Source organism: Streptosporangium sp. NPDC000509 (genome assembly GCF_042898365.1).
In the GTDB taxonomy this organism is placed as follows: Bacteria; Actinomycetota; Actinomycetes; order Streptosporangiales; family Streptosporangiaceae; genus Streptosporangium.
In genome coordinates, this window is sequence record NZ_JBIAYX010000013.1 from 275,589 (window position 1) to 300,021 (window position 24,433).

18 protein-coding genes and 3 tRNA genes are annotated in these 24,433 nt (G+C 71.2%); 14 read left to right on the forward strand and 7 right to left on the reverse strand.

What is annotated here, in order from left to right:
- Window positions 1-155: 155 nt before the first annotated feature.
- The gene (gene fdhA / locus ACFY3D_RS24710) at window positions 156-1,379 is read left to right on the forward strand and encodes a formaldehyde dehydrogenase, glutathione-independent (protein WP_362925334.1); all 1,224 of its coding nucleotides are present in this window, start codon (window positions 156-158) and stop codon (window positions 1,377-1,379) included.
- Window positions 1,380-1,530: 151 nt separating this feature from the next.
- Here fdhA and ACFY3D_RS24715 read toward each other — a convergent pair whose 3' ends face one another.
- Window positions 1,531-2,016, reverse strand: a complete 486-nt coding sequence (locus tag ACFY3D_RS24715) for a ribosomal protein L7/L12 (RefSeq protein ID WP_389983086.1) — start codon at window positions 2,014-2,016, stop codon at window positions 1,531-1,533.
- A gap of 401 nt (window positions 2,017-2,417) precedes the next feature.
- On the opposite strand from ACFY3D_RS24715, the gene ACFY3D_RS24720 reads away from it, so the two are divergent.
- From ACFY3D_RS24720 to ACFY3D_RS24735, 4 genes are read left to right on the forward strand one after another with little or no spacing between them, the layout of a single operon-like run.
- Window positions 2,418-3,527 carry a BMP family ABC transporter substrate-binding protein gene (locus tag ACFY3D_RS24720; RefSeq protein WP_362903239.1) on the forward strand — a complete coding sequence of 370 codons (1,110 nt, stop codon included), beginning with the start codon at window positions 2,418-2,420 and terminating at the stop codon, window positions 3,525-3,527.
- A gap of 1 nt (window position 3,528) precedes the next feature.
- Window positions 3,529-5,259, forward strand: coding sequence for an ABC transporter ATP-binding protein (locus ACFY3D_RS24725; protein WP_389983089.1), 1,731 nt, complete (start codon window positions 3,529-3,531; stop codon window positions 5,257-5,259).
- Window positions 5,256-6,440 (forward strand): ABC transporter permease, encoded by a 1,185-nt coding sequence (locus ACFY3D_RS24730; protein WP_389983092.1) that lies wholly within the window; start codon window positions 5,256-5,258, stop codon window positions 6,438-6,440. The genes ACFY3D_RS24725 and ACFY3D_RS24730 overlap by 4 nt, the downstream gene beginning before the upstream one ends.
- The gene (locus ACFY3D_RS24735) at window positions 6,437-7,351 is read left to right on the forward strand and encodes an ABC transporter permease (protein ID WP_389983095.1); all 915 of its coding nucleotides are present in this window, start codon (window positions 6,437-6,439) and stop codon (window positions 7,349-7,351) included. The genes ACFY3D_RS24730 and ACFY3D_RS24735 overlap by 4 nt, the downstream gene beginning before the upstream one ends.
- Before the next feature lie 50 nt (window positions 7,352-7,401).
- On the opposite strand, the gene ACFY3D_RS24740 is transcribed toward ACFY3D_RS24735, so the two are convergent.
- Entirely contained in the window at window positions 7,402-7,836 is a 435-nt protein-coding gene (locus tag ACFY3D_RS24740; protein ID WP_389983098.1) for an ArsR/SmtB family transcription factor, read from the reverse strand.
- Window positions 7,837-7,998: 162 nt separating this feature from the next.
- On the opposite strand from ACFY3D_RS24740, the gene ACFY3D_RS24745 reads away from it, so the two are divergent.
- Window positions 7,999-8,193: a DUF1918 domain-containing protein gene (locus ACFY3D_RS24745; RefSeq protein ID WP_389983101.1), complete on the forward strand. Its 195-nt coding sequence runs from the start codon at window positions 7,999-8,001 to the stop codon at window positions 8,191-8,193.
- A 75-nt stretch (window positions 8,194-8,268) separates the two neighbouring features.
- Entirely contained in the window at window positions 8,269-9,246 is a 978-nt protein-coding gene (locus ACFY3D_RS24750) for an aldo/keto reductase (protein ID WP_362903249.1), read from the forward strand.
- Between the two features lie 35 nt (window positions 9,247-9,281).
- Here the strand turns inward: ACFY3D_RS24750 and ACFY3D_RS24755 are convergent, their stop codons facing one another.
- Window positions 9,282-12,821, reverse strand: a complete 3,540-nt coding sequence (locus ACFY3D_RS24755; protein ID WP_389983104.1) for a BTAD domain-containing putative transcriptional regulator — start codon at window positions 12,819-12,821, stop codon at window positions 9,282-9,284.
- A 248-nt stretch (window positions 12,822-13,069) separates the two neighbouring features.
- On the reverse strand, window positions 13,070-14,335 hold the full coding sequence (locus tag ACFY3D_RS24760) for a glycosyltransferase family 4 protein (protein WP_389983107.1): 1,266 nt from the start codon (window positions 14,333-14,335) through the stop codon (window positions 13,070-13,072).
- Between the two features lie 220 nt (window positions 14,336-14,555).
- Here ACFY3D_RS24760 and ACFY3D_RS24765 point away from each other — a divergent pair, with 220 nt between their 5' ends.
- Window positions 14,556-15,872 carry an FAD-binding oxidoreductase gene (locus ACFY3D_RS24765; protein WP_389983110.1) on the forward strand — a complete coding sequence of 439 codons (1,317 nt, stop codon included), beginning with the start codon at window positions 14,556-14,558 and terminating at the stop codon, window positions 15,870-15,872.
- A gap of 25 nt (window positions 15,873-15,897) precedes the next feature.
- Here ACFY3D_RS24765 and ACFY3D_RS24770 read toward each other — a convergent pair whose 3' ends face one another.
- Window positions 15,898-16,869 (reverse strand): alpha/beta hydrolase, encoded by a 972-nt coding sequence (locus ACFY3D_RS24770; protein WP_389983113.1) that lies wholly within the window; start codon window positions 16,867-16,869, stop codon window positions 15,898-15,900.
- Window positions 16,870-17,575: 706 nt separating this feature from the next.
- On the opposite strand from ACFY3D_RS24770, the gene ACFY3D_RS24775 reads away from it, so the two are divergent.
- The 3 genes from ACFY3D_RS24775 to ACFY3D_RS24785 all read left to right on the forward strand — a co-directional run bounded on the left by ACFY3D_RS24775 (window position 17,576) and on the right by ACFY3D_RS24785 (window position 18,077).
- Window positions 17,576-17,647: transfer RNA gene (locus ACFY3D_RS24775), tRNA-Gly, on the forward strand.
- A gap of 120 nt (window positions 17,648-17,767) precedes the next feature.
- A tRNA-Pro gene (locus ACFY3D_RS24780) sits at window positions 17,768-17,840 on the forward strand.
- Window positions 17,841-18,004: 164 nt separating this feature from the next.
- Window positions 18,005-18,077: transfer RNA gene (locus tag ACFY3D_RS24785), tRNA-Leu, on the forward strand.
- A 48-nt stretch (window positions 18,078-18,125) separates the two neighbouring features.
- On the opposite strand, the gene ACFY3D_RS24790 is transcribed toward ACFY3D_RS24785, so the two are convergent.
- Window positions 18,126-18,629, reverse strand: a complete 504-nt coding sequence (locus tag ACFY3D_RS24790) for an NUDIX hydrolase (protein WP_389983115.1) — start codon at window positions 18,627-18,629, stop codon at window positions 18,126-18,128.
- A gap of 41 nt (window positions 18,630-18,670) precedes the next feature.
- Window positions 18,671-19,942 carry an ROK family transcriptional regulator gene (locus tag ACFY3D_RS24795; protein ID WP_350949031.1) on the reverse strand — a complete coding sequence of 424 codons (1,272 nt, stop codon included), beginning with the start codon at window positions 19,940-19,942 and terminating at the stop codon, window positions 18,671-18,673.
- A gap of 243 nt (window positions 19,943-20,185) precedes the next feature.
- On the opposite strand from ACFY3D_RS24795, the gene ACFY3D_RS24800 reads away from it, so the two are divergent.
- The 3 genes from ACFY3D_RS24800 (at window position 20,186) to ACFY3D_RS24810 (ending at window position 24,274) form a co-directional block, all read left to right on the forward strand.
- Window positions 20,186-21,499 (forward strand): ROK family protein, encoded by a 1,314-nt coding sequence (locus tag ACFY3D_RS24800; RefSeq protein ID WP_389983119.1) that lies wholly within the window; start codon window positions 20,186-20,188, stop codon window positions 21,497-21,499.
- 220 nt (window positions 21,500-21,719) lie between these two features.
- On the forward strand, window positions 21,720-23,249 hold the full coding sequence (locus ACFY3D_RS24805; RefSeq protein WP_389983122.1) for a sugar ABC transporter ATP-binding protein: 1,530 nt from the start codon (window positions 21,720-21,722) through the stop codon (window positions 23,247-23,249).
- On the forward strand, window positions 23,246-24,274 hold the full coding sequence (locus ACFY3D_RS24810; RefSeq protein ID WP_389983125.1) for an ABC transporter permease: 1,029 nt from the start codon (window positions 23,246-23,248) through the stop codon (window positions 24,272-24,274). Before ACFY3D_RS24805 ends, ACFY3D_RS24810 begins: the two co-directional genes overlap by 4 nt.
- The last annotated feature ends 159 nt before the right edge of the window (window positions 24,275-24,433 follow it).

Here is a 24,433-nt window from a genome sequence, read left to right on the forward strand (position 1 = left end):
TATATGGTGAAAAAAGGCGAAAAATCATCTTTGGTTCGGATGCGGTGGTCACCGTTCCCCTCACGTTCCCTCGACCGTCCCCCCGACGGTGGCGGGCCGCTCCGCCGGCGTCACGCGGAAGGGCACACCACGAGGAAACGAACAGGGAGGACGTCATGCCGAGCAACAGGGCCGTCTCGTACCAGGGGACAGGCAAGGTGGAGGTCCGGGACATCGACTATCCCGGGTTCGAGCTCAAGGACGGCCCCGGGGTGAACCCGGCGAACGTGGGCCGCAAGGTGCCGCACGGCGCGATCGTCAAGACCGTCGCGACGAACATCTGCGGCAGCGACCAGCACATGGTCCGTGGCCGCACCACCGCGCCCGTCGGCCTCGTCCTCGGGCACGAGATCACCGGCGAGGTCGTCGAACTCGGCCCGGACGTGGAGTTCGTCAGGAAGGGCGACCTCGTCTCCGTCCCCTTCAACATCGCCTGTGGCCGCTGCCGCAACTGCAAGGAGGGCAAGACCGGGATCTGCGAGAACGTCAACCCCGACCGGCCAGGCTCGGCGTACGGCTACGTCGACATGGGCGGCTGGGTCGGCGGGCAGGCGCAGTACGTCCTGGTGCCCTACGCCGACTGGAACCTGCTCACGTTCCCCGACAAAGAGCAGGCGATGGAGAAGATCCTCGATCTCGCCATGCTCACCGACATCTTCCCGACCGGGTTCCACGGCTGCGTCAGCGCCGGGGTGAAGCCGGGGTCGACCGTCTACATCGCGGGCGCGGGACCGGTCGGGCTCGCCGCGGGCGTCTCGGCGTTCCTCCTCGGGGCAGCCGTGGTCATCATCGGCGACCTGAACAAGGAACGGCTGGAAAAGGCCCGCGGCTTCGGCTGCGAGACCGTCGACGTGTCGCTGGGCGACCCGAAGGACCAGATCGAGCAGATCCTCGGCGAGCCCGAGGTCGACTGCGGCGTCGACGCCGTCGGCTTCGAGGCGCGCGGCCACGGTGGCGACTCCGACAGGGAACAGCCCGCCACCGTGCTCAACTCGCTCATGGACATCACCCGCGCCGGCGGCGCGCTCGGCATCCCCGGCCTGTACGTGACCGGCGACCCAGGGGCTCCGGACGAGGCGGCCAAGCAGGGGTCGCTGTCCATCAGGCTCGGCCTCGGCTGGGCCAAGTCGCTCGCCTTCACCACGGGACAGTGCCCCGTCATGCGCTACAACCGCTACCTGATGCAGGCGATCCTGCACGACAGGGTGCAGATCGCCCAGGCGGTCAACGCCGTGCCGATCCCGCTGGAGCGGGCTCCCCAGGGGTACGAGGAGTTCGACCAGGGCGCCGCGTCCAAGTTCGTGCTCGACCCGAACGGCATGCTCGGAACATCCGGCTGACCGCCCGCACCACACCCTGAGGGGTGACAGCGCTCGGATCCTGTTCGCCGGCCTGGGCCGAGGGCTTCACCGCGGGCTGCCCCGGTTCGCAGCGGCCGGAAAAGAGGGCCGGAGGGACTCGGGGAAGGAGGCTTGAAGGGCTCGGGAAGGGTCAGAGCGCTTCGACGAAGAGCTCGGCCTCGCGCTCGCCCATGCCCGTCTCGCCGCGCACCAGGTGGATCGCCTGCTCCGCGCGGCCGGCGGCCTTGAGTTCGCGCACGCGAGTGGCGAGGTCGGGCCCGGTGATCGCGACGGCGCTCGGGGACTCCACGGGATGGGCGGCGCGAACGCGCGCCATGAGGGGATGGCTCCACAGGTCGCGCCCCATGGCCACGGCGTCGACGACATCCTTGGCCTCCTTCAGGCCGAGCCCGGAGTATCGGCGCAGCTCCTTGATCGCCTGGATCTTCTGCCCCTGGCGGGTCAGCCCGGTGACGGTCTCATGCAGCCCCTGGGGCGTCAGCGGCGCGGTGGGCACCCCGCCGGAGACCGCGCGACCGCCCTTCCTGGCCGCCATGACGGCACCGACGACGATCGCCAGGACCACCACGAGCAGGACGGCGACGATCAGCAGCTCAGTGGGCCCGATGTTCGGCATGCCCGCATCGTACGCCGGATCCGCGCGGGTCGTGCGAGGCGATGACGGGTCGGGTGAAGAGGGTGCCGAGGAGCGTCGGGCCCACCTGCCCGAGGATCCGCGCGGGCGGCGTGGGGCGGCGGTGGGGCGGGCGAGGAGGGCGTCGACGAGCGCGTGGCTCGCCTGCCGAGGATGCGCACGGGCCGGGTGTACGGCACGGGAGGTTTTTCTGCCGGGGAGTTCTCCCTTCTCGGGCAGGCGGTCTTGGGCAGGCGGTGAACACGATGGACGCCGACGGCGGTTAAATGGCAGCGTCCACATGGCAGCGTCCCAACCTGCCCCCAACGAGCCCGTACCCCCTGTCCGCGACCAAGGTTCGTTCCCCACCCGCGCCCCGTGGGCATCGGATCGAGAGGATCGTCATGTCCGCACACCATCGAACGGGCCGGGTCACGGCCACGCTGACCGCCTGTCTCGCCGCGATGGCGCTCACCGGATGCGCGAGCGGCGACGCCACGGCGCCCCGCGCGGCCACCCCCGTCCCGGCGGGTACGGGAGCCGAGACGGACGGCGGCACCGTGCTCCCGGGCCAGCCGGACGTCAACGGCGACGGCCGGGTCGTCATCGGGGTGCTGAGCCCCGGTGACATCAACGACAAGGGCTACTACCAGAGCTTCGTGGACACGGCGGAGGAGTTCGCCACCTCGAAGGGCTGGACGATCATCAAACGCGGTGGCGTCAACACCAGCGAGGCGCTCAACGCCGCGCGAGCGCTGTGCCGCCAGAAGGTCGACATGGTGGCCCTGGGCGCCGCGGACCTCAGGGACGCGATCCCCGCCGCCGAGGAGCCGGTGTGCGCGAACACCGCCTGGTACGTCCCCTCCTCGGACAACGTCCCGCAGACCCCGAGGATCATGCTTTCCACCGACGAGGCGGACCAGAGCCTGCTCGCCGCCGGATACGCGGCGGGCCTGCTGATGAAGGAGAAAGGCGAGACCAAGGCCGGGTTCGTGACCGGGCCGGAGGTCGACTTCACCACCGCGGCGGCGAGGGCCTTCAGGGCGGGTATCCGGCTGGTGGTCCCCGAGGCCACGCTGACGGTCACCTACAGCGGCGACCTCAACGACTCGGCCAAGGCCAAGGAGGCCACTCAGGCCCAGATCAGCCAGGGCGTCAAGGTCGTCTACCCCTACCTGGGCGGCGCCACCGACGCGTCGGCGGAGCTGGCCGACGCCAACGGCGTGCTCACCCTCACCCCGGGCACCGACCGGTGCGCCTCCACCGCGCCCACCTTCGACATCTCGGTGCTCTTCAGTCCCGGAGACTACTTCAGGGCCGCGCTGGAGGAATTCGCCGCGGCGAAGCTGCGGATGGGCGTGGAGAAGGTCTGGAAGCTCGGCGTCGACCCGTTCCCCACCGTGAGGATCTGCGAGCCCACCCCCGAGCAGAGGGAGAGGCTGGAGACGTTCATCGCCGACGTCGGCAGCGGCAAGATCGACCCCAAGGCGGAAGTGCGGAGGCTCGGCTCCTGAGATGCGGGAAGACGAACACGCCGGGGAGCTCTCCCCACCGCCGGTGCCCGCGCTGCGGCTGCGGGGAGTGAGCAAGAGCTACGGCCAGGTGGTGGCCTGCGACACCGTGGATCTCGACGTGTATCGGGGAGAGATCCACGGCCTGCTCGGTGAGAACGGGGCCGGCAAGTCGACACTCATGAAGATCCTGCTGGGACTCGTCCGGCGGGACGCCGGAACCGTCCTGCGCGATGACGAGCCCGTCGACATCGGCAGCCCGAGACAGGCCGCGGCGCTCGGCATCGGCATGGTGCACCAGCACTTCAGCCTGATCGAACCGCTCACGGTCTGGGAGAACGTCGTCCTGGGCGACACCGGGAGGATCGACAGGGCCGCCGCCCGTGACCAGGTGCTGGAGATCTCCCGGCGCTACGGTCTGCCGGTCGACCCACTGGCCAGGGTCGCGGGGCTCTCCGCGGGCGAGCGGCAGCGGGTCGAGCTGATCAAGTGCCTGCGCGGGGACCCGTCGGTGCTCATCCTCGACGAGCCGACGTCCGTGCTGACCCGGGCGGAGTCGGCCGAACTGTTCGGTGTGCTGCGCCGCGCGGTCCGTTCGGAGAACCGCGCGGTCATCCTGATCAGTCACAAGCTGGACGAGATCACCGCGGCCACCGACCGGGTGACCGTGCTGCGCGGGGGAAAGGTCGTCTTCCGTGGCGCGACCGCGCGGACGGGTCCCCGGGAGCTGGCCAGGTGGATGGTCGGCAGGGAGGTCTCCCTGGGCGCCGAGGCCGCCGCCCTCGGCGTGCTGCCGGGAACGTACGGGTCCGCGAGGGGTGACGGACCCGGGAAGGCCGCGATGACCGAGACCGGTCCCGAGGCCGGAGCCACAGAAGCCGCGACGGGGGAGGCCGGGCCGGGAAAAGCCACGATGACCGAGCTCAGGCCCGAGGAGCTCAGGGCAGAAAAGATCAAGGCGGACGAGGCGGGCACGGGCGTCCAAGACCCCCCGGCGCCCGCGCTACGGCTGCGCGACCTCACCCTCACCGTCGACGGCGTGCCCGTCCTGTCCGATCTCGGGCTGGACGTCGCCCCCGGTGAGATCGTCGGCCTGTACGGGGCCGAGGGCAGCGGCCAGTCGAGCCTGGGCGACCTGCTGTCCGGGCTCGCCGTACCGGACTCGGGGACGGTCGAGATCTCCGGCAGACCGGTCGATCCGAACCGCCCGGGTGCGCTGCACGCCGCCGGGCTCGGCATCGTGCCCGAGGACCGGCACGGTTTCGGGCTGGTGCTGGACATGAGCGTCGCGGCGAACCTGGTCATGAAGTCGCCGGACGCCGTGAGCGGCCGGGTGTTCCTCGACCGGAGGAGGATGCGCGCCGTCGCCCGCCGCATGGTGGCCGAGTTCGGCATCGTCACCCCGTCGACGGACACCCCGGTGCGCGACCTCTCCGGAGGAAACCGGCAGCGGGTCGTGCTCGCCCGCGAACTCTCGGCCCGCCCGGCCGTCCTGGTCGTGGCCCAGCCCTCGCGGGGGCTGGACGTGGGCGCCATCGAGGACATGCACCGGCGGCTACGCGACGCGGCGTCCGAAGGGGTGGCCGTACTGCTGATCTCCACGGAACTGGAGGAGGTCATGACCCTCGCCTCCAGGATCGCGGTGATCTCCGCGGGAAGGATCACCGGCGTCCTCGCCGGCGGGGAGGCCACGGCCGAGCGGCTCGGAATGCTGGTGGGCGGGGCGAGCGCATGAGAGAAACCCCCCCGAACGCCGGCCGGGACCCGTCCGGGCGCCTGCTCGCCCTCCTCACCCTCGGTCCCGGCGCGTCCGGCTGGAGGACCGGCCTGGCGACCGTCGCGGGCGTGGTCGTGGCGCTCGCCCTGTCGTCGCTGCTGATCGCCGTGACCGGTGGCTCCCCGCTCGCCTCGGTGCGGGCACTCTTCCAGGGCAGTGTGGCCGACCCGACGGCCTGGACCTCCACCCTGCTGTACACGGCGCCGCTGCTGCTCGTCGCCGTGGGCGCGTGCGTCAGCGCCAGGTCCGGCGTGTTCAACATCGGGCAGGAGGGCCAGGTGCTCGTCGGGGCGCTCTTCGCCGCCTGGGTGGGACTGCGCCTCGCGGTCACCGGCCCGGCGCTGCTGGTGGTCGTGCTCACGGTCGCCGCGCTGGCCGGTGGCGCGTGGGCTGGCCTCAGCGCGCTGATGTACCGGCTGCGGGGCGTGAACATCGTGGTCAGCACACTGCTGATGACCTTCGTCGCCCAGCAGCTCGTCGCGTTCGCGGTGAACACGCCGTGGCTGCTGCAGGAGTCGCGGGTCGGTGACGCCGTCGTCGCGCCGCAGTCCAACCCGCTGCCTCGGAGCGCGCTGTTCGGCTCGATCGGGGAATACCCGGACCTGCAGGTCAACGGTGGCCTGCTGATCGCGGTGACCGGAGCCGCGATCATCGCGACGGCGATCACCCGCACCCGCTGGGGGTTCCGGCTCACCATGCTCGGACTCAACCCGCTCGCCGCCAGGCACGCGGGCGTACGCGCCGGCGCGCTGGGCGGCGCGGCGCTGGCCGTCTCCGGTGCCTTCGCCGGGCTGGCCGGGGCCGTGCTGCTGACCAGCCCGGTGGGCGTCCACCGGCTGCAGCCGGGCATGGCGATGAACATCGGCTGGGACGGCCTGCTCGTCGCCCTCGTCGCCCGCAACAGGCCGGTGCCGGCCGTGGCGGTCGCCCTGCTGTTCGGCGCGCTGCGCTCCGGCGGCGGCTTCCTCGCCGCGACCGGCGTGCCCTCGTTCGTCGTGGACGTGGTGAAGGCCCTGCTGGTGCTGGCCTTCGTCGCCCCGCCCGTTGTCATCGCCGCGCTCCGGCGCCGCGGGACCGGCGTGCGCGCCGCACGCGACGGGCACGGGGCCGCGCCCGTCGCGGAGAGGACGGCCCTGTGATCGGCGCGGACGACGTCTCCACCATCCTGTCCAGCGGGGTACGGCTCACGGTGCCGCTCGCCTTCGCGGCGTGCGGGGAGTATCTCGCCGAGCGGGCCGGTGCCATGAACATCTCCGTCGAGGCGATGATGCTGGGCGCCGCGTTCGGCTCGATCGCCACGGCCAGTGCCACCGGCAGCGCCACCGCGGGGCTGGTCGCGGGTGTGCTGGTCGGTCTCCTCATCGGCCTCGTGCACGGCAACCTCTCCCACCGGCTGGAGATAGACACCTTCGTGGCCGGTCTGGTGCTCAACGCCCTCGTCCTCGGGCTGACCGGCTACCTGATCACGGTCAGCGACTTCGACTCCCACCAGGTGTCACAGGTCAGCGTCCCCTGGCTGCGCGACATACCGCTGATCGGCCCCCCGCTGTTCGTCGAGCGCTGGCCGGCCTACCTGCTGGTCGTCGTCGTCCCGCTGACCTGGTGGCTGGTCGAGCGCAGCAGGTGGGGCCTGGAGTTGCGGGCGGTCGGCGAGCGGCCGCGTGCCGCCGACGTCACCGGCATCCGGGTCAACGCGCGCCGCCGTCAGGCACTGCTGTGGTGCGGCGCGCTGGCCGGGCTGGGCGGCGCGTACCTCGCGGTCGGCGAGGTCGGTTCGTTCAACCAGAACATGACGGCCGGACGGGGGTACATCGTCGTCGCGGCGGTGATCTTCGGAGGCTGGCGGCTGGGACGCACCCTGCTCGGCTGCGCGATCTTCGGTCTCGCCGACGCCATGCGCCTGGCGCTGCCCGCGCTGGGGGTGGAGTTGAACGCGCAACTGCTCATCGCGGCGCCGTACCTGCTGGCCCTGCTCGCGATGCTGCTGCTCACGAACCGGAGCCGCGAACCCGGGGCGCTGGGACGACCCTTCGAGCGTGGCTCACCCTGAGCCTCCGGGTGGCAGGGACGGCGGGAGCGGCCGGAGCGGCGCGGCCGGTCTCACGGGCCGGTGTCGGCGCCGGCGCCCGGAGGCGGCGAGGCCAGCGGGGACGGCGAGGACGGCGAGGACGGCGGGGACGGCGAGGACGGCGAGGACTCTGCCTCCCTGACACGACGCTCCCGCTTTCCCCGCGCGATCTCGGTGCCCAGGGCGTCGAGGTGCTGGTTCCAGAAGTGCCGGTAGCGGTCGAGCCATCTGTCCACCTCCCGCAGCGGGGCGGGGTCGACGGCGTACAGCCTTCGGGTCCCCTGAGCGCGTACGGTCGCGAACCCGTTGTCCCGCAGCACGCGCAGGTGCTGCGAGACGCCGGGCTGCGAGATCCCGAACTCCTCCTGCACCACGGCGCTGATCTCACCGGCCGCCCGCTCGCCGTCGGCGAGCAACTCCAGGATCCGGCGCCGGACCGGGTCGCCGAGAACGTCGAGCGCGTGCATGGCCTCACTGTCTCAGTATCGACTTATATAAGTAAAGTCTGACGCCGACGGATGCTCCGGCAGGCTTCAATGTGCCTGCCACCTGGACGAATGCGCCGCAGAGTGATCCCATGGAAAGGGAGGATGGCCACGGGGGCAGCATCCTCACATCCGGAGGACACCATGAAGGCCACCATAGGCGACAAACTGATCGTGGAGGGCACCCGCAACGGCGATCCTCGCAAGGTCGGGTTGATCATCGAACTGCGCAACGAGGACGGAAGCCCGCCCTACATGGTCCGCTGGGAGGGCGACGAGCACCAAAGCCTTGTCTTCCCCGGTCCCGACGCCCACGTGATACCGAGCGTGTCGCGGTAAGAGGGGAACACCGCACCGCCGGCCTGTCCCGCCCGGGTACCGGTGATTCCCGCCGTGCGGGCTACGATCACTGATGTGGAACAGCGCGAATTGGGAAGAACGGGCAGGCAGGTCGGCGTCGTCGGGCTCGGCGCATGGCAACTGGGGGCCGACTGGGGTGAGGTCGGCGAGGACGAGGCCCTGGCCACCCTCGACGCCGCGGTGGAGGCGGGGGTCACCTTCGTCGACACCGCCGACGTGTACGGTGACGGGCGCAGCGAGCGGATCGTCTCGCGGCTGATCAAGGCCAGGCCCGGGCTGACCGTGGCCACCAAGATGGGCCGCCGTGTCGCGCAGGAACCCTCGGCCTACACCCTGGACAACTTCCGGGCGTGGACCGACCGCTCCCGCGCCAACCTCGGCGTCGACACCCTCGACCTGGTGCAGCTGCACTGCCCGCCCACCCCGGTCTACGCGACGGACAGGGTCTTCGACGACCTCGACACGCTCGTCGAGGAGGGCCGCGTGGCCGCCTACGGGGTGAGCGTGGAGACCTGCGACGAGGCGCTCACCGCGATCGCCCGGCCGGGCGTGGCCACCGTGCAGATCATCCTCAACGCCTTCCGGCTCAAGCCGCTGGAGAAGGTGCTCCCGGCGGCGGCCGAGGCCGGGGTCGGCATCATCGCCCGGGTCCCGCTGGCCAGCGGCCTGCTGTCCGGCAAATACGACGAGTCCACCGTCTTCGGCGCGGACGACCACCGCACCTTCAACCGGCACGGCGAGTCCTTCGACGTCGGCGAGACCTTCTCCGGGGTCGACTTCGCCACCGGCCTGGAGGCGGTCCGCCGCCTGGCACCATTGGTGCCGCCGCAGGCCGGCATGGCGCAGTTCGCGCTGCGCTGGATCATCGACCAGCCCGGTGTCTCCGTGGTCATCCCCGGTGCCCGCAATCCCGAGCAGGCCCGCGCCAACGCGGCCGCCGCCGCCGTGGACGCGCTGCCCGAGACGACCCTCGCGAGGGTGCGGGAGATCTACGACGAGCTGATCCGCCCGCAGGTCCACCAGCGCTGGTGAACCGGTGGCCGGTGACCTGACCGTGACCGGCCGGATCAGCTCAGGCGGGCCAGCAATCGCAGGCTCCGCTCCTCCAGGTGGGAGAGGCCGAGCCGCCGGTGCGTCTCGACCGCCTCGCGGGCGTGCTCACGAGCCCGGCCGGCGCGGCCCAGCCGCGCCGCCAGCTCGGCGAGGACCAGGTGGGTGGAGCCCCACGCCGTGCTGCCCGTCCCGGCGACGATCAGCTGGTCGCCGTGCGGGGCGAGCCTGTCGTACAGCTCCTCGGGGTCGGGGACGCCGAGCCCGGCGGCGACCAGGCCCCAGACGGGGATGAGGAAGTCGGCGATCCAGTCGTCCGCGACCTCGGTGCCCCAGCGGGCGACCAGCTCGCGGGCGAGATCCGGACGGCCGGAGTCGAGGGCGGCCAGCACCGCGATCGGGCGCAGCGGCACCAGCGACGGGTCCTCCGCCGAGGCGAGCAGCCCGTCGAGGGTCTCCGCGACCCGGCCGCGCCCCCGGTCGCAGGTGAACATCGTGAGCAGCAGCCGGAACTCCTGTCCCCAGACGCTGGAGCCGTAGCCCATCTTCCCGAAACGGGTGACGAGCGACTCCGCGTCCGCCCAACGGCCTTCGAGGGTGCACCTGGCGGTCTGGGCGATGCGGACCATGGCCTCCAGCTCGGGGCGGCGTACCTCCTCGACCAGCCGTTCGCAGCGGGCCAGATCGAGATCCCAGCCGGTCAGGTCGCCGGCGCGCATCAGGCAGGCCATCCGGAAGACCCGGGCCACCAACTCGGTGGCGCGCGGCAGATGTGGCAGGGACAGCATCTCCTCCGCGGCCCGCAGCCGTTCGGGGTTGCGGCCCGGCACCCAGCAGGCGAGCAGGTAGTTGTTCAGGGTCCGCGCCAGCAGCGCGGGATCGTCCAGACCGCGGGCGATCTCCACGGCTCGCGCCGCGTGCCGCTCGCTCTCGGCGCGACGCGGGCCGTAGTGCAGCTCGACGGCGAGGGTGCCCAGCAGCGCGGCCCGGTCGCGGTCGTCGAGCGGCCCGGCCAGCAGGTCCTCGAGCACGGCGACCATCGCGGTGTCGACCACCCCGTAGGGGCGCCACAACCACAGGGCGAGTCCGCCGGAGACGGTGATCGCGGAGATCAGGGCATCCCTGTCACCCAGCCGCAGGGCGAGCTCGATCGCCTCCTCCAGGTCCCGGCGGGCCGCCACGGCGTCGCCGACCGTACGGCGAGCCTGTCCCAGCTCCGTCAGCAACGCGCACCTGGACCTGCCGCCGTCGCCACGGCCGCCGTCGGCGGGCAGTGAGTTCAAAGCCAGCTCCCACAGCTCGACGGCCTCGGTGTACGCGAGCTGGGCCGTGGCCCGCCGGGCCGCGCGGGAGGCGTACTCCACCGCCTTGGACGCGCCGCCGACCCTGGCGGCCGAGGCGAAGTGATGGGCCAGGGTGGCGGGCTCGGCGCTCGGCCTGGCCTCCAGGCACTCGCCCGTACGCAGGTGCAGCCGGGCCCGCGCCAGGCGGCCGAGCCCGGCGAGCAGCGCGTCGCGCACCAGGGCGTGGGAGAAACGGTAGTCGGAACCACTGGGCGGCTCGGCCAGCAGCCCGCTCGCCACCGCCGGTTCCAGCAGGGCCATCACCCGCTCGGCGGGGATGCCCGTGACGGCTTCGAGCACGTCGATGTCCACCTCGCGCCCGGTGACCGCCGCAGCCCGCAGCAGCTCCCGCGTCTCCTCGGGAAGCCTCGCCGCCCGGCGCTCGATGACGTCACGCGCCCCGGCGGGCAGTCCCGCCACCAGGCAGTGCTCACCTTCGCCCTCGCGCAGCCGCAGCAGCTCGCCCAGGTAGAAGGGGTTGCCGCCGCTCCGCTCCAGCAGCACGTCGACCAGCAGGGGATCGTCGGGGATCCGTCGCAGACGCAGATAGGACGACACGTCCTTCGCACGAAACGGGGACGGCTCCAGGTGCGTGGTCCCCGGCTCCCCGGACAACGCGCCGAGGGTGTCGCGCAGCTGCGCGGGGTGGTCGCCCGGTTCGGGACGCAGCGTCGCCATCACCAGCACCGGGTGGCGGGCCAGCTCGCCCGCGACGAAGGTGAGCAGCCGCAGCGAGGAGGCGTCGGCCCAGTGCAGGTCCTCCAGCACCACCAGGAGCGGGCCGCCGGTGGAGGTCAGCGTCGCCGTCACCCGCTCGTACAGCTCGAACAGGGCGGCGTCGGGATCGAGACCGGGGGAAGCGCCGGAGCCCGCGGAGACCTCACCGTCGGGACCGGGTCCGGAACCGAGACCGGGAGGAGCATCGGAGCCCGCGCTGCCCGGACCGGGTCCGGAACTCGGAAGGGCCGGGCGAGGCTCAGGGCCCGGACGGTCCGGGCCGGGTTCGGGGCTCGGGCCGCGGACCGGCGACACCGTCTCGCCGTGGAACGGGTTCGTTCCGCCGCACTCGCGCAACACCTGGATCCAGGGCCGGAACGCGGGGGCCGCGCCGTCGACGCAGCGCCCCCAGGCCACCCGGAAACCCCGCCCGGCGGCCTCCTCGGCCGCGGCCCGCGCGAGCCGGGTCTTGCCGATCCCGGCCTCCCCGGTCACCAGCACCACCCCGCCCTTCCCGCGCCTCGCCAAGGCCAGCCGCTCGGCCACCAGGCGCAGCTGCGTCTCCCTGGCGACCAGGGTCCCGGCGGTCACGAGGTCACCGGTCCCGTCTCCCGGCGCGGCGCGGGCCGGTGCGGGCGGGACGAGCGCGGCGGGAGACGGCACCGGGTCCGCACCCGGAGACGGGCCGGGAGCGAGGCCGGAGGTCTCCAGCTCGACGGCCTGCTCGAACACCGCCCGCTCCAGGCGCCGCAGCCGCGGCCCCGGCTGGATGCCGAGGTCGTCGGCGAGCAGGGCGCGGACCCGGCGCAGCGCGGCGAGCGCGTCGGCCTGCCTGCCGCTCCGATACAGCGCCGGCACCAGCAGCTCCCAGAGCCGCTCGCGGTAGGGGTGGGTCTCGACCAGGGCCTCCAGGTCCGGCACGCACGCGCCGCTCTCGCCCAGCGCCAGCCGTGCCTCGAATCCGTCCTCCACGGCGGTGGCCCGCAGCTCGCGCAGCCGCGTGACGACGGGCCGGACGAACTCCTGATCGGCGAACTCGCCCAGCGGCTCACCCCGCCACAGCGCCAGCGTCTCCTCCAGCACCCGGAGCGCCTCCCGGTGGTCGCCGCGCGCCAGTGCCCTGCTGCCTTCCTCGGCGCCCGCGGCGAAGCGCGCCAGGTCGACCTGACCGGGGGCGACGGCCAGCAGGTATCCCGGCTCGCGCGTGAGCAGCACCCTCGGCGGGGTGCGCGGTCTGCGGTCGGGCTCCAGCACCTTGCGCAGGTGCGCGATGTAGGCCTGCAGGGTCCTCGTCGCACCGGAGGGTGGCTCGCCCGCCCACAGCCTGTCGATCAGGCCGTCCAGCGAGACCACCCTGCCGGGCTCCAGCGCCAGCATCGTCACCAGGGCACGCTGCTTCCTGGTGCCGAGGTCAAGCGGGTGACCGGCCTCGTCGGTGACCTCCAGCGGGCCCAGCAGCCGAAAGGTCAGGTGCGTCGTTGAGTCCTCTTTCTTCATGGCAGCCGGAAGCCTACGTTCTCCCACCGTCAATTTCGTGGCCGGTGGATCCGGTGACCGGCGGGTCCCCACGACACCGAGAGGCCGTGAGCCGTTCCGCTCTTCCCCGGGCCCGCCGGGGAGGGAAGGCTCCGAGCGTGATGTCGACCAGGTCGCGGGGTGCCCGGCGCCGAGCAGGCCGGGAACGGCGCGGCCGTCCGCTGTGCCGAGTCCGGGAGCATCCGAGCCGCACCGTAGCGGTCGAAGACTCAGGAGGGCCGTTCGTAGCTGCCGTCGCGGCGGGCCAGCAGCTCCTCCAGAAGGGCGTCCCACATGGCGCCGACCGACTCCACGTCGTAGGTGGCGGCGGTCGCCAGAGCGCCTTCGGCCAGCCGGCGACGCAGTTCCCCGTCCTCGATGACGCGACTGAGGGCGGCGGCGAGGTTGGCCTCGGTGCGCGGCGTGACCAGCAGCCCGTCGACCTCGTCAGTGATCATCTCCTTGGGGCCGTGCGGGCTGTTGAAGCTCACGATCGCCAGCCCTTTGGCCATCGCCTCGAGGATCGTCATGGGGAAGCCCTCGTGGCGGGAGCTGAGTACGAAGATCGAAGCCTTCTCCAACTCGGCGCCGATGTCGGAGGTGGGGCCGGGCAGCTCGACCCTCCCCTGCAGTCCCGCCTCGGCGATCTGGGTGCGCAGGTTGTCCTCCTGCGGTCCCGCGCCGAAGATGCGCAGGGTCCAGTCGGGATGGGCGGCCGCCACGGTCTCCCACGCGGCGATGAGGCGGTGGAACCCCTTGAGCTTGGTCATGCGGCCGACGGCGACCACGACCTTGTCCTCCAGCTTGGAGATCCCGCCGGTCATGGGCGGTACGGCGTTGGGAATCCTCGCCAGCTTCCGGGGCTTTCGCCGCAGCGTCGCGCGGTAGTCACGCATGTCGGCCTTGGTGAGGGTGACGAGGGCGTCGAATCTGCGGTAACGCCGTTTGATGACTTTCTGTACCTCCTGCGACTGTCCCCGCAGGGCCACGTGCTCCTGGCCGATGGTGATGACGCTCGGCAGGGCCAGCTGGGCGAGGGCCAGGTTGAGCCCGGGTCTGGTGGCGATGACGACGCCGGTGTCGACCGAGCGGATCCAGCGGGCCAGTCGCAGGTCGGTCCACACGTTGAAGCGGTGGTAGGCGGCCTCCTGTGGCGGGATGAGCCTGCTCGGTATCTTCGACAGCCGGCCGCGCAGGCCGGTCGGCGGGACCAGCCTGTCGTCGAGGAAGCGGAACCTCACCCTCGGGTCGATGGGGAAGAACGGCTCCTCCGCCTCCTTGAGGATGGAGACGATCTCCACGTCGTGTCCGGTCGAGGCCAGGTAGCCGGCCAGGTTGAAGACCGTTCTGATGGTGCCGCCCATGCCGTACGCGTGCAGGATCAGGATCTTGATCTGGTGTGTGGACGGGGGCGGCGCGGTCCGTTCACGCCTTCGGTTCCTCGCCTCGAACAGCCGGTAGATCGCCTTCTTGGCCTTGCCCGTCAGTGCACGCACCTGTGGGGGTCCCCTTCTCGCAGGCTTCCGGGCTCACACGCCTGTCTGTCCCCGTGGCGCATGCCCCGCTTTGACCCCTATAGACGCTGCGACGAGACGGAAGGTTGCACGGGATCCGCTCGGGTTAGCGCAGATCCCGGATCTCAACTCGACCTCAGCTCGATCTCAGCCGGCTCGTTCGACAGTGGGGATCGGTAACGGTGAAAGGGGAGAGGCGATCATGACGATCGGGGACGATCTGCGGCGCGCGGTCAGGGGGCCGGTGCTGGCGGCGGGAGACGAGGGGTTCGAGCAGGCCAGGCGGGCGTGGAACCTCGCGGTCGACCAGCCGGTGGCGGCGGTGGTCGAGGCGGAGGACGCCGACGACGTGGCCGCGCTGGTCACCTGGGCGCGCCTCGCCGGGCTGTGCGTGACCGCCCAGCCCTTGGGGCACGGCGCGAGCGGCGACGTGGAGGGAGTGATCCTGCTGCGCACCGGGCGGCTGGGCGGGGTGGACGTACGGCCGCGGCAGCGCACCGCGCGGGTCGGGGCGGGGGTGAGGTGGGGCGAGGTGCTCGCCGTCGCCGGACCACACGGGCTGACCGGGCTGGCAGGCAGTTCCTCGGGCCCCAGCGTGGTGGGCTACACCCTGGGTGGGGGCCTGAGCTGGTTCGGCCGCCGCCACGGCTTCGCCGCCGACAGCGTGCGCGCCTTCGACGTGGTCGGCGCCGACGGCGTGCGGGCCACGGTCAGTGCCGAGTCCGACGCCGAGCTGTTCTGGGCGCTGCGAGGAGGCGGCGGCGACTTCGCCGTGGTGACCGCCGTCGAGTTCGACCTGCACCCGGCGCCGCACCTGTACGGGGGACGCGTCATGTGGCCCGGTGAGAGCGCCCCGCTGGTGCTCCAGGCGTTCCGGGAGATCACCGCCGATGCCCCCGACGAGCTGAGCGTCTGGTTCGACCTGCTGCACTTTCCCGGAGCGGCGCCCATGGTCGCCGTGGACGCGACGTTCCTGGGAGAGACGGGGGAGGCCCAGGACCTGCTGCGCCGCCTGGACAAGATCGACGGAGTGATCTCGGACAGCAGGGGCCCGCTGCGGGTGGCCGAGCTGGACTCCGTCTGCGCCGAGCCCACCGCTCCCGGAGCGGGGGTGAACCGGGGAGAGCTGCTGACCGACCTGGCCGACGAGGTCGTGGCGACGCTGCTCACCGCGCCGATCGCTCCGCTGCTGAGCGTGCAGATCCGCCACCTCGGCGGCGCCCTGTCCCGCCCGGCCACGAACGGTGGCGCCTGCGGCCACCTGGCGGAGCCCTACATGCTGGCCATGCTGGGCCTCGCCCCCTCACCCGAGGCGGCCACCGCCGTACGGGCCCGCCAGGACGCGATCTCAGCGGACCTGGTCCCGTGGAGCAGCGGACGCAAGCCCTACACCTCGCTGAGTCCCGGTGAGCGGGCCGCGGCCGCGTTCCCCGTCGACGTGCTGGCCCGGCTGCGCGACCTCAAGCGCTCCCGCGACCCGCACGGCCTCATCCGCGCCAACTACCCGGTGCTGCGCTGAGCGGGACGTTCGATCCCCGGCCCGGTCAGCGCAGCAGGGCCCGGCGTAGCGCGACCACCCGTTCGGCGGCGGCCCTGCGGCTGATCTCCGCCTCGGGGATTATCCCGTCGAAGCCGTGGAAGGCCCCCGGGTAGAGGTGGAACTCGGTGGAGACACCCGCCCGCACCAGCCGCAGGGCGTAGTCGAAGCACTCGTCCCTGAAGACCTCCAGCTCGCCGACGTCGATGTACGCGGGGGGCAGCCCTGACAGGTCGGTCGCCCTCGCCGGGGCCGCGTACGGGGAGACATCGTCGCCGCCCGATCGCTCGCCGAGCAGTGCCTTCCATCCGAAGAGGTTCGCTGCCCGGTTCCACACGACCGCCTCGACGAACTCGTGGCTGGAAGGAGTGGTGTTGCGGTCGTCCAGCATCGGGCAGATCAGGAGCTGGAACGCGAGGGCCGGGCCGCCGCGGTCGCGTGCCAGCAGCACGGTGCCCGCGGCGAGCCCGCCTCCCGCGCTGATCCCGCCCACCGCGAGGCGCTCCGGGTCGATGCCCAGCTCGGCGGAGTTCTTGGCGGTCCACAGCAGACCCGCGTAGCAGTCCTCGACCGGCGCCGGGTCCGGGTTCTCCGGTGCGAGTCGATAGTCGACCGAGACGATCACGCATCCCAGCGCCGCGACGTATTCATTGAGGCGCGCGTCCTCCGTCTCCACGTCGCCGAGGATCATCCCGCCGCCGTGGATCCAGTACAGGCAGGGGACGGTGCCCTCCTGCCCGGCGGGCCGGTAGATCCGCAACCGGATGTCGGGATCGCCCTCGGGGCCGGGTACGGTCCGGTCCTCGATCACGACTCGCTCGTCCGGAGCGAGCGGGGGCATCGCCGCACGCGCCGCGTCCAGCTGGAGACGGACGTCGGGCAGGTCCTCCAGTCGCATGGCGCCGAAATCGGCGGCGGGCAGGGGACTCGCCTCGAGGGCGGCGGCCAGTCCGGGATCGATATTGGGGTGAAGTGCCATGTCGCTCACCTAACCAGAAGATGAGGGACACCGGTTCACGCGATCGGTTCTCTCATCGATCACACGGGAGCCCGCGCAGCCGCACAACCGCGAGGTGGTCGCGACGAGAGGCCGTCACCCGGCTCCGCGGCCTGCCACCCACGCGGTGGGAGCCCGGTGAGGAGGTGACGTTCGGGCGGCCGGGCATCGGCGGGACGGATCGGGCCACCCGGATTCGCGGCGGAAAGAACGCGAGTACGGGCCCGGCAAGCCCGGCGCGCGACGAACGACGAATTCTCCGCGAGCCGCGGAAAACGGCCGTCGAAAACCTCGGGCGAGGAAAGCGCGGATAAAACCACTGGCATCGAAGGTTGCCTTTGTACTTCAATGAAGAAAAGGCCGGGGCATCCGCTCCGCACCTCGGAAAGGATCGACGATGAAGTACGGCGCGTCACCGGTGTGGCAGGGAAGCCTTGAGATGTTTTCGCTGCTCAATAACGGTACACCGGCTCCCGAGGGGGCAGGCGGCTAGTCCTTGCGAGGGAAACCGCCGAGCCGCCCAAGACATCGGTCCAGGCGGCTTCTTCATTTCCTGAACCATGGGGGCTGCTTCGACCAGCGTGCACGGAAGCCGGTTTCCCCGCCCTCCATAAATTCACGGCGCAGTACGTTGAACGCTTTCACACCTTCTCGTGGGAAGGGGGAAAGGATTCATCTCGGAAGACACGCCGCAGAGGCCGAATCGGTAAGGCAGCCGGTTTCCACCCGGCAGGACGGGGTTCGAACCCCCGCTGCGGCTCTGCCCTGGCAGGAGAAGGGCATGGGACTGGGACTCGGCGACGGGAGTGGCGACCCCCGCCCGGTTCGCAGGCCCGCGACGCGTCCGGTACGGCCCACGCCAACCGGACCGGACGCGTGACGGAGCGTAGCTCAGCAGGAAGAGCATCCGGCCAGGGACCGGAAGGCCGCAGGTTCGAGCCCTGCCGTTCCGACGACGCGACGACACGGTGACTTCCAGCGAAGGCGACCCTGGACGCGACGACCTGAGGCGCGACCACTCACCACGCGCAGTGCTCCGGGACGTCGAGCGAGAACGGCCAGGCGACCCAGGCGATCCAGTGACATCGGTGACATCGGCGTGCGTACGGCACGCCCGGCCGCTCTGGCCCAACGGCAGAGGCGCCGGTTTCAGGAACCGGAGTTTCGGGGTTCGAATCCCCGGGGCGGCACGTACACGGTGACGGGCGGGCACACCCGCCCGTCACCGTCGGCGGGGACTACTCGTCGTGGTGCCAGGGCAGCGGGACGGGTTCGGCGGGGAGGTCTCCGTCCAGGAGATCGGACAACAGGGCTCCAAGGTTGAGGGGGAAGATCGTCTCATCGGTGGTGAGGAGATCGTGACGGGTCCACCAGCGGTGCGCCGAGATCAGCGAACGCTCCAGTTCCTCCTGTCCCGAGACGTCGACGGCGTGTTCGTCGACGCGCAGGAAGAAGAACGAGTCGATCGCGGCGATCTGGACGTCTCCGAACCAGGTGAGGCCGGAGGAGCGGGCCACGACGGGCCCCAGGCGTTCTTCCGTGATCTCCAGCCCTGTCTCCTCGCGTATCTCGCGGACCGCGGCGGCGGTCAGTGTCTCGCCGTCGTGCACCCCTCCGCCAGGGGTGATCCAGCAGTGCTCGGCGGGCCACTGCGCGGGGGCCGGGTAGCGGAACAGCAGGAGGCGCTCGTCGGCGTCGACCAGCAGGATCCGGGCACTGGAACGTGAGATCGGGGCGGTCACATCCTCGATCGTAGAAGAGACCGCCCGCCCCGCCGGGGCTGTCAGGCTCCGGCGGGCGGCATGATCGCGGCAGGGTCGTTGACGATCTGGTTGATCACCACGTTCGCGGCGCCCCGGGAGGCGGCGCCGAAGCCGTGGTCGGAGGCGATGAAACGACAGCGGGCCGCGGGGCCGGCGACGACCAGACGCTCCAGCTCCGCCTGGGCGAAGGGGAGCAGCCATGCGGCCAGGGTGGCGAAGTAACCGCCTACGACGATCACGCGCGGGTTGAAGAGGTTGACCAGGATCGAGCCGCCGAGCCCGAGCCAGCGGCCGACCTCCGCGACCGCGACCAGCGTCTGCTGGTCGCCGGCGGCCAGGTCGCGGGCGATCTCGGCCACCCGCTCCTCGGGATCGGGCACCGGGACCGTTTCCAGCCCGTACGCCCGCTCGGGGGTCGCCATGCGCACCAGCGCGGCCAGGCCCACCTTCGTCTCCCAGCAGCCGAACCGCCCGCAGCCGCAGCGTCCGCCGCTCGGGTCGACCGGCAGGTGCCCGACCTCGCCGGAGAAGCCGTCCGCTCCGCGCAGCAGCCTGCCGTTCACGACGATGCCGCCGCCCACGCCGACCTCGCCGGTGAGGTAGACCATGTCGGCCGTACCGGCGGCGACTCCCGAGGTGTATTCGGCCAGAGCGGCGAGGTTCGCGTCGTTGTCGACCGTGACCGGCACGCGCAGCGGGCCGAGGGCGGAGGAGAGCCGGGCGGCGAGCGGCACGTCGTGCCAGTCGAGGTTGGGGGCGAAGGCGACCACCCCGTGGTCGACGTCGACCAGGCCGGGGACCGCCACTCCGATGCCCGCCGGCGCGGCCCCGGCGCGCGCCATCTCCTCGATGGCCTCGCGAGCCGTCAGGCCGAGTTCGCGAAGCGAGCGGCTGGCACCGCTGCCCGCCGCGTCGAAGCCCAGGCGGCGGTCGACCAGGACGTTGCCGCCGAGGTCGACGCCGTGGACGGCGACGTAGTCGACGTTGATCTCCAGGCCGAGGGCACCGATGTGCGCGCCGTGCAGCGCCACCGCCCGCCGGGGGCGGCCGACCGTGCCGGCGTGGTCGACGCCCACCTCCTGGACGAGCCGCCGGTCGAGGAGCTCGACCATCAGGTTGGAGACGGTGGCCCGGTGCAGGCCCGTGGCCTCCGCGATGTCGGACCGGGAGGTGGACCCGTGCTCGCGCAGGTGGCGCAGGACCAGGGAGAGGTTCGTCCGGCGGAGCAGGGCGGGACCCGCGGCCTGAGGCGTGCCGCCCACCGTGCGGGCCTGGTGCTGCTCCTGGGTCACACGGCCACCTGGCTTTTATTTGTCTCGGATAGAAATTAATTGGATTTGTAACACACAGGTGTCCTGTCGCGCACCGGGGAGGACGGTAACGACTCGGTATCTGTCGTTCGTGTGACGTACACGCGCAAACGCGCGACCGTGTTACGAAAACGTTACGCAGATCGAAACGTTTCGGACCTTGCGCCCCAACCTGGACTGAGCCTTTAATTCGGCCAGTCATGCAAATTAATTGAGGGGAGTGACGTGCACCGTAGCTGGACCGGCAGTCGCAACGGCGGTTCGACGAGCTCGAACAGGTCGGCCGGTATACCCGCCGACCAGGCCACCGTGCGCCGGTCCAACCTGTCCCTGGTGCTGCGTCACGTCAGCGAGTACGGCCCGCGGTCCAGGTCCGTCGTCGCCATGGAGACCGGTCTGAACAAGACCACGGTCACCAGCCTCGTCAGCGAGCTGCAGGCCCGAGGCCTCCTCAAGGAGATCGGGCCGCAGCACGCGGGTGCCGTCGGCCGCCCCGGACTCGCCCTCGCGCTGGACGGGGCGGGGGTCGGAGCCCTCGGCCTTGAGGTGAACGTCGACTACATCGCCGCCTTCGCCACCGACCTGGGCGGCAGGGTGCTGATCGACCGGCGGGTCGGCTTCGACGCGATGGGCTGCGACTCCGAGCGCTCCCTGACGGAGCTGGCCCGGGTGATCGGGGAGGCCATGGCCGAACTCGACCTCCTGGAGGTCAAGGTCGCCGGGATCACCGTGGCCGTTCCCGGTCTCGTCGACACCGCCACCGGCACCGTGGACGTCGCCCCCAACCTGGGCTGGTACGGCGTCCCCGTGGTGGACTGGCTGGTACGCGCCGGAGTTCCCCCGGACGTGCCGATCAGCGTGGACAACGACGCCAACCTGGCGGCCCTCGCCGAGTTCACCGGCGGAGTCGCCTCCGGTACGTCCGATCTCGTCTATCTCACCGGCGAGGTCGGCATCGGCGGCGGCGTGATCTCCGGAGGACGCCTGCTGAGCGGCGCCGACGGCTTCGCGGGAGAGGTGGGCCACGTCATGGTCGACCCCTCGGGCGAGCGCTGCGGCTGCGGCCGGATCGGCTGCTGGGAGACGAAGGTCGGCCTGGCCGCGCTGGTCCGGATGGCCACCCCCGACCACGCCTACGGCATGCACGACGGGGTGATGCGCGACCCGGAGGAGCGGCTGGCCGAGATCGAGCTGCGGTGGGCCGCGGGTGATCCCCGGGTCGACCTGGCCATCGGCGAGGTGGGCCGCTGGCTCGGGCGAGGCTCGGCCACCCTGGTCAACCTCTTCAACCCGCGCGTCATCGTCATCGGCGGCTACTTCGCCAAGCTCGCCGACCGGCTCATCCCCGTGGCGCAGGCGGAGTTGAAGCGGCTGGGCGTGGAGGGATCCGCCGCCCGCTGCGAATTCGTCGCCTCCGATCTCGGCTTCGGCGCCGCCTCGCGCGGCGCCGCCGGGATCGTCACGGAGAGAGTGCTCTCCAACCCCACTGCCATCGACGCCCGCCTGGCGGCACCGGCACCCGAGAAGGAGCGCGAATGAGACGCCATATCTCGTGAGACCCGGTATCGCCCCCACGAACATCCCGTCCGTCCGGTTGGAGAACCGGATTCGTGACGCCGTCGTTCACGCCGACCTCGGCGGCGCCACGCTGGTGCTGTCCGGCCCGGCCGGACGGGCGGGATCCCCATCGTCCCCTTCTATCGAGTTCCCAGCGAAGTCCCCATCGAGATTCAGTCGTAAAGATCCACGGAGGCCCCCCATGCCCGAGCCGTCAACCGACTCGGCACCCCTCCTCGTAATGCGAGGGATCGTCAAGCAGTTCCCCGGAGTGCGCGCCCTGGACGGCGTCGACCTGGAGGTCCGTGCCGGCGAGGTGCACTGTCTGCTCGGCCAGAACGGTGCCGGGAAGTCCACTCTGATCAAGACCCTGGCCGGTGCCCACCAGCCCGACGAGGGGACGATCACGCTGAACGGTGAGGAGGTGCGGCTGTCGAGCCCGATCGCGGCGATCAGGCTCGGGATCTCCACGATCTATCAGGAGCTTGACCTGGTGGACGGGCTGAGTGTGGCCGAGAACGTGTTCTTGGGGCATGAGCCGGCCCGGCTGGGGTTCGTGAGCCGCGGGGAGTCGGCGCGGGCGACGCGGGAGTTGCTGGCGCGGCTGGGGCACGGGGAGATCCGCCCGTCGGTGGAGGTGGGGCGGTTGTCTCCGGCGGCCAAGCAGGTGGTGAGCATGGCGCGGGCGTTGTCGCACGACACCCGGTTGATCATTATGGACGAGCCGTCGGCGGCGCTCGCCCATGACGAGGTGGGCAACCTGTTCCGGATCATCCGGGAGCTGACCTCGCAGGGGGTGGCGGTGGTCTACATCTCGCATCGGCTGGAGGAGATCCGCGAGATCGGGGATCGGGTGACGGTGCTGAAGGACGGTCGCACGGTCGCGGTGGGCCTGCCGGCCAAGGAGACGCCGACCTCGAAGGTGGTCTCGCTGATGACCGGCCGCAACGTCGAGTACGTCTTCCCCGAGCGTCCCGCCTCCGGCACCCACGACGGCAAGGCGGAGGTGCTGCGGGTCAGCGAGCTGAGCATTCCCGGCCGTGTCTCCGATGTGTCGTTCTCGGTGCGGGCGGGGGAGATCGTGGGGCTGGCCGGTCTGGTCGGCTCGGGCCGTTCGGAGATCATCGAGGCGGTGTACGGGGCGCGGCGTTTCTCCGGGCAGGTGATGCTGGAGGGCAAGGTGGTGCGCCGGGGCGGTGGCACGACCAATGCGGTGCGGCTGGGCATGGGGTTGGCGCCCGAGGAGCGCAAGGCGCAGGCGTTGCTGCTGGACCAGAGCGTGTCGCGCAACATCAGCCTGGCGAGTCTGGGCCGGTATTCGCGGCTGGGCTGGATGGATCGGCGTCGTGAGGCGGCGGACGCGCGGGAGATGGTGCGGGCGCTGGAGATGCGGCCGGCCGATCCGGAGCGGCCGATCAAGACGTTGTCGGGTGGTAACCAGCAGAAGGCGGTGCTGGCGCGCTGGTTGCTGAACGATCGCAAGCTGTTGTTGCTGGACGAGCCGACCCGCGGGGTGGATGTGGGGGCTCGGGCGGAGTTGTACGCGCTGGTGCGGCGGTTGGCCGACGAGGGGATCGGGGTGTTGCTGGTCTCCAGCGAGGTTCCCGAGGTTCTGGGGCTGGCCGATCGGGTGCTGGTGTTGCGTGAGGGCCGGGTCATTCGTGAGGCCGGTGCCGGTGAGCTGGACGAGCACGCCGTCCTCGACATGATCATGGAAGGAAGTCCGGTATGAGCGAGCCTCGGCTGCCGTCTGTCGACGAGCAGGTGCGAGTGGAGGAGAAGGCCCACAAACCCGTCGCGGCGGAGGGGCCGCTGGCCCGGCTGGGCAACATCCCGCACCTCGGTCTGGCGTTCGCGCTGGTGATGCTGGCGGCGGTGGGTCTGGTCACGGTGCCCGACACCTTCGCCACGACCTCGAACATGGTGAGCATCCTGTCGCTGGCGGCGACCATCGGGGTGATCACGGTGGGTGCGACGTTCGTGATCATCGGTGGGGGTATCGACCTGTCGGTGGGCGCGATCATGGCGTTGGCGTCGGTGTGGGCGACGACGCTGGCGACGCAGTCCTACGGCCCGTTCGTGATGATCGTGTGCGCGGTGCTGGTCGGGACCGGTGCGGGCCTGGTGAACGGGCTGCTGATCTCGTACGGGCGGATGGTGCCGTTCATCGCGACGCTGGCGATGCTGGTGGCGGCCCGGGGTCTGGCGCAGCGGATGTCGGATCGGCGGACCCAGCTGGTGCAGCAGGGCAACGAGATGATCGTGGAGTTGTCGACGTCGCGGGTGCTGGGCATTCCGGTGCTGGTCTACATCTTCGTGCTGGTGGTGGTGGCCGGGTGGATCCTGCTGAACCGCACCACGTTCGGCCGGCGCACTTATGCGGTGGGCGGTAATCCCGAGGCGGCCCGGCTGGCGGGTATCGACGTGCGGCGTCACACCGTGATGCTGTACGCGTTGTCGGGGTTGTGCTGTGGGATCGCGGCCGTTTTGATCATGGCCAGGACGACGACGGGTTCCTCCACGCACGGGGACCTGTACGAACTGGACGCGATCGCGGCGGTCATCATCGGCGGCACGTTGCTGACCGGGGGCCGCGGGTCGATCATCGGGTCGATCCTGGGTCTGCTGATCTTCACCCTGATCACGAACCTGTTCATTCTCAACGGGCTCAACACCAGCGACCAGCTGGTGGCGAAGGGCCTGATCATCGTGGTGGCCGTGCTGCTCCAGCGGCGTTCCCTGCGATCTCCTACCTGATCGTTATCCCTCACCTCATTTCACAAAAAATCGCAAGGAGATTGACATGTCCAACCCATTGGCTCGCAGGGGTTTCCTCGTCGGCGGTGCGGTTATCGGTGCGGGTGCGCTGGTCACGGCGTGCACCGGTAACGAGGCGCCCGCGCCGTCGGCCGCGGC

Excerpts from the sequence above, each read along its gene's own strand:
- fdhA (WP_362925334.1), top strand. The coding sequence starts at position 156 with ATGCCGAGCAACAGGGCCGTCTCGTACCAGGGGACAGGCAAGGTGGAG.
- ACFY3D_RS24715 (WP_389983086.1), bottom strand. The coding sequence starts at position 2,016 with ATGCCGAACATCGGGCCCACTGAGCTGCTGATCGTCGCCGTCCTGCTC.
- ACFY3D_RS24720 (WP_362903239.1), top strand. The coding sequence starts at position 2,418 with ATGTCCGCACACCATCGAACGGGCCGGGTCACGGCCACGCTGACCGCC.
- ACFY3D_RS24725 (WP_389983089.1), top strand. The coding sequence starts at position 3,529 with ATGCGGGAAGACGAACACGCCGGGGAGCTCTCCCCACCGCCGGTGCCC.
- ACFY3D_RS24730 (WP_389983092.1), top strand. The coding sequence starts at position 5,256 with ATGAGAGAAACCCCCCCGAACGCCGGCCGGGACCCGTCCGGGCGCCTG.
- ACFY3D_RS24740 (WP_389983098.1), bottom strand. The coding sequence starts at position 7,836 with ATGCACGCGCTCGACGTTCTCGGCGACCCGGTCCGGCGCCGGATCCTG.
- ACFY3D_RS24745 (WP_389983101.1), top strand. The coding sequence starts at position 7,999 with ATGAAGGCCACCATAGGCGACAAACTGATCGTGGAGGGCACCCGCAAC.
- ACFY3D_RS24755 (WP_389983104.1), bottom strand. The coding sequence starts at position 12,821 with ATGAAGAAAGAGGACTCAACGACGCACCTGACCTTTCGGCTGCTGGGC.
- ACFY3D_RS24765 (WP_389983110.1), top strand. The coding sequence starts at position 14,556 with ATGACGATCGGGGACGATCTGCGGCGCGCGGTCAGGGGGCCGGTGCTG.
- ACFY3D_RS24770 (WP_389983113.1), bottom strand. The coding sequence starts at position 16,869 with ATGGCACTTCACCCCAATATCGATCCCGGACTGGCCGCCGCCCTCGAG.
- ACFY3D_RS24805 (WP_389983122.1), top strand. The coding sequence starts at position 21,720 with ATGCCCGAGCCGTCAACCGACTCGGCACCCCTCCTCGTAATGCGAGGG.
- ACFY3D_RS24810 (WP_389983125.1), top strand. The coding sequence starts at position 23,246 with ATGAGCGAGCCTCGGCTGCCGTCTGTCGACGAGCAGGTGCGAGTGGAG.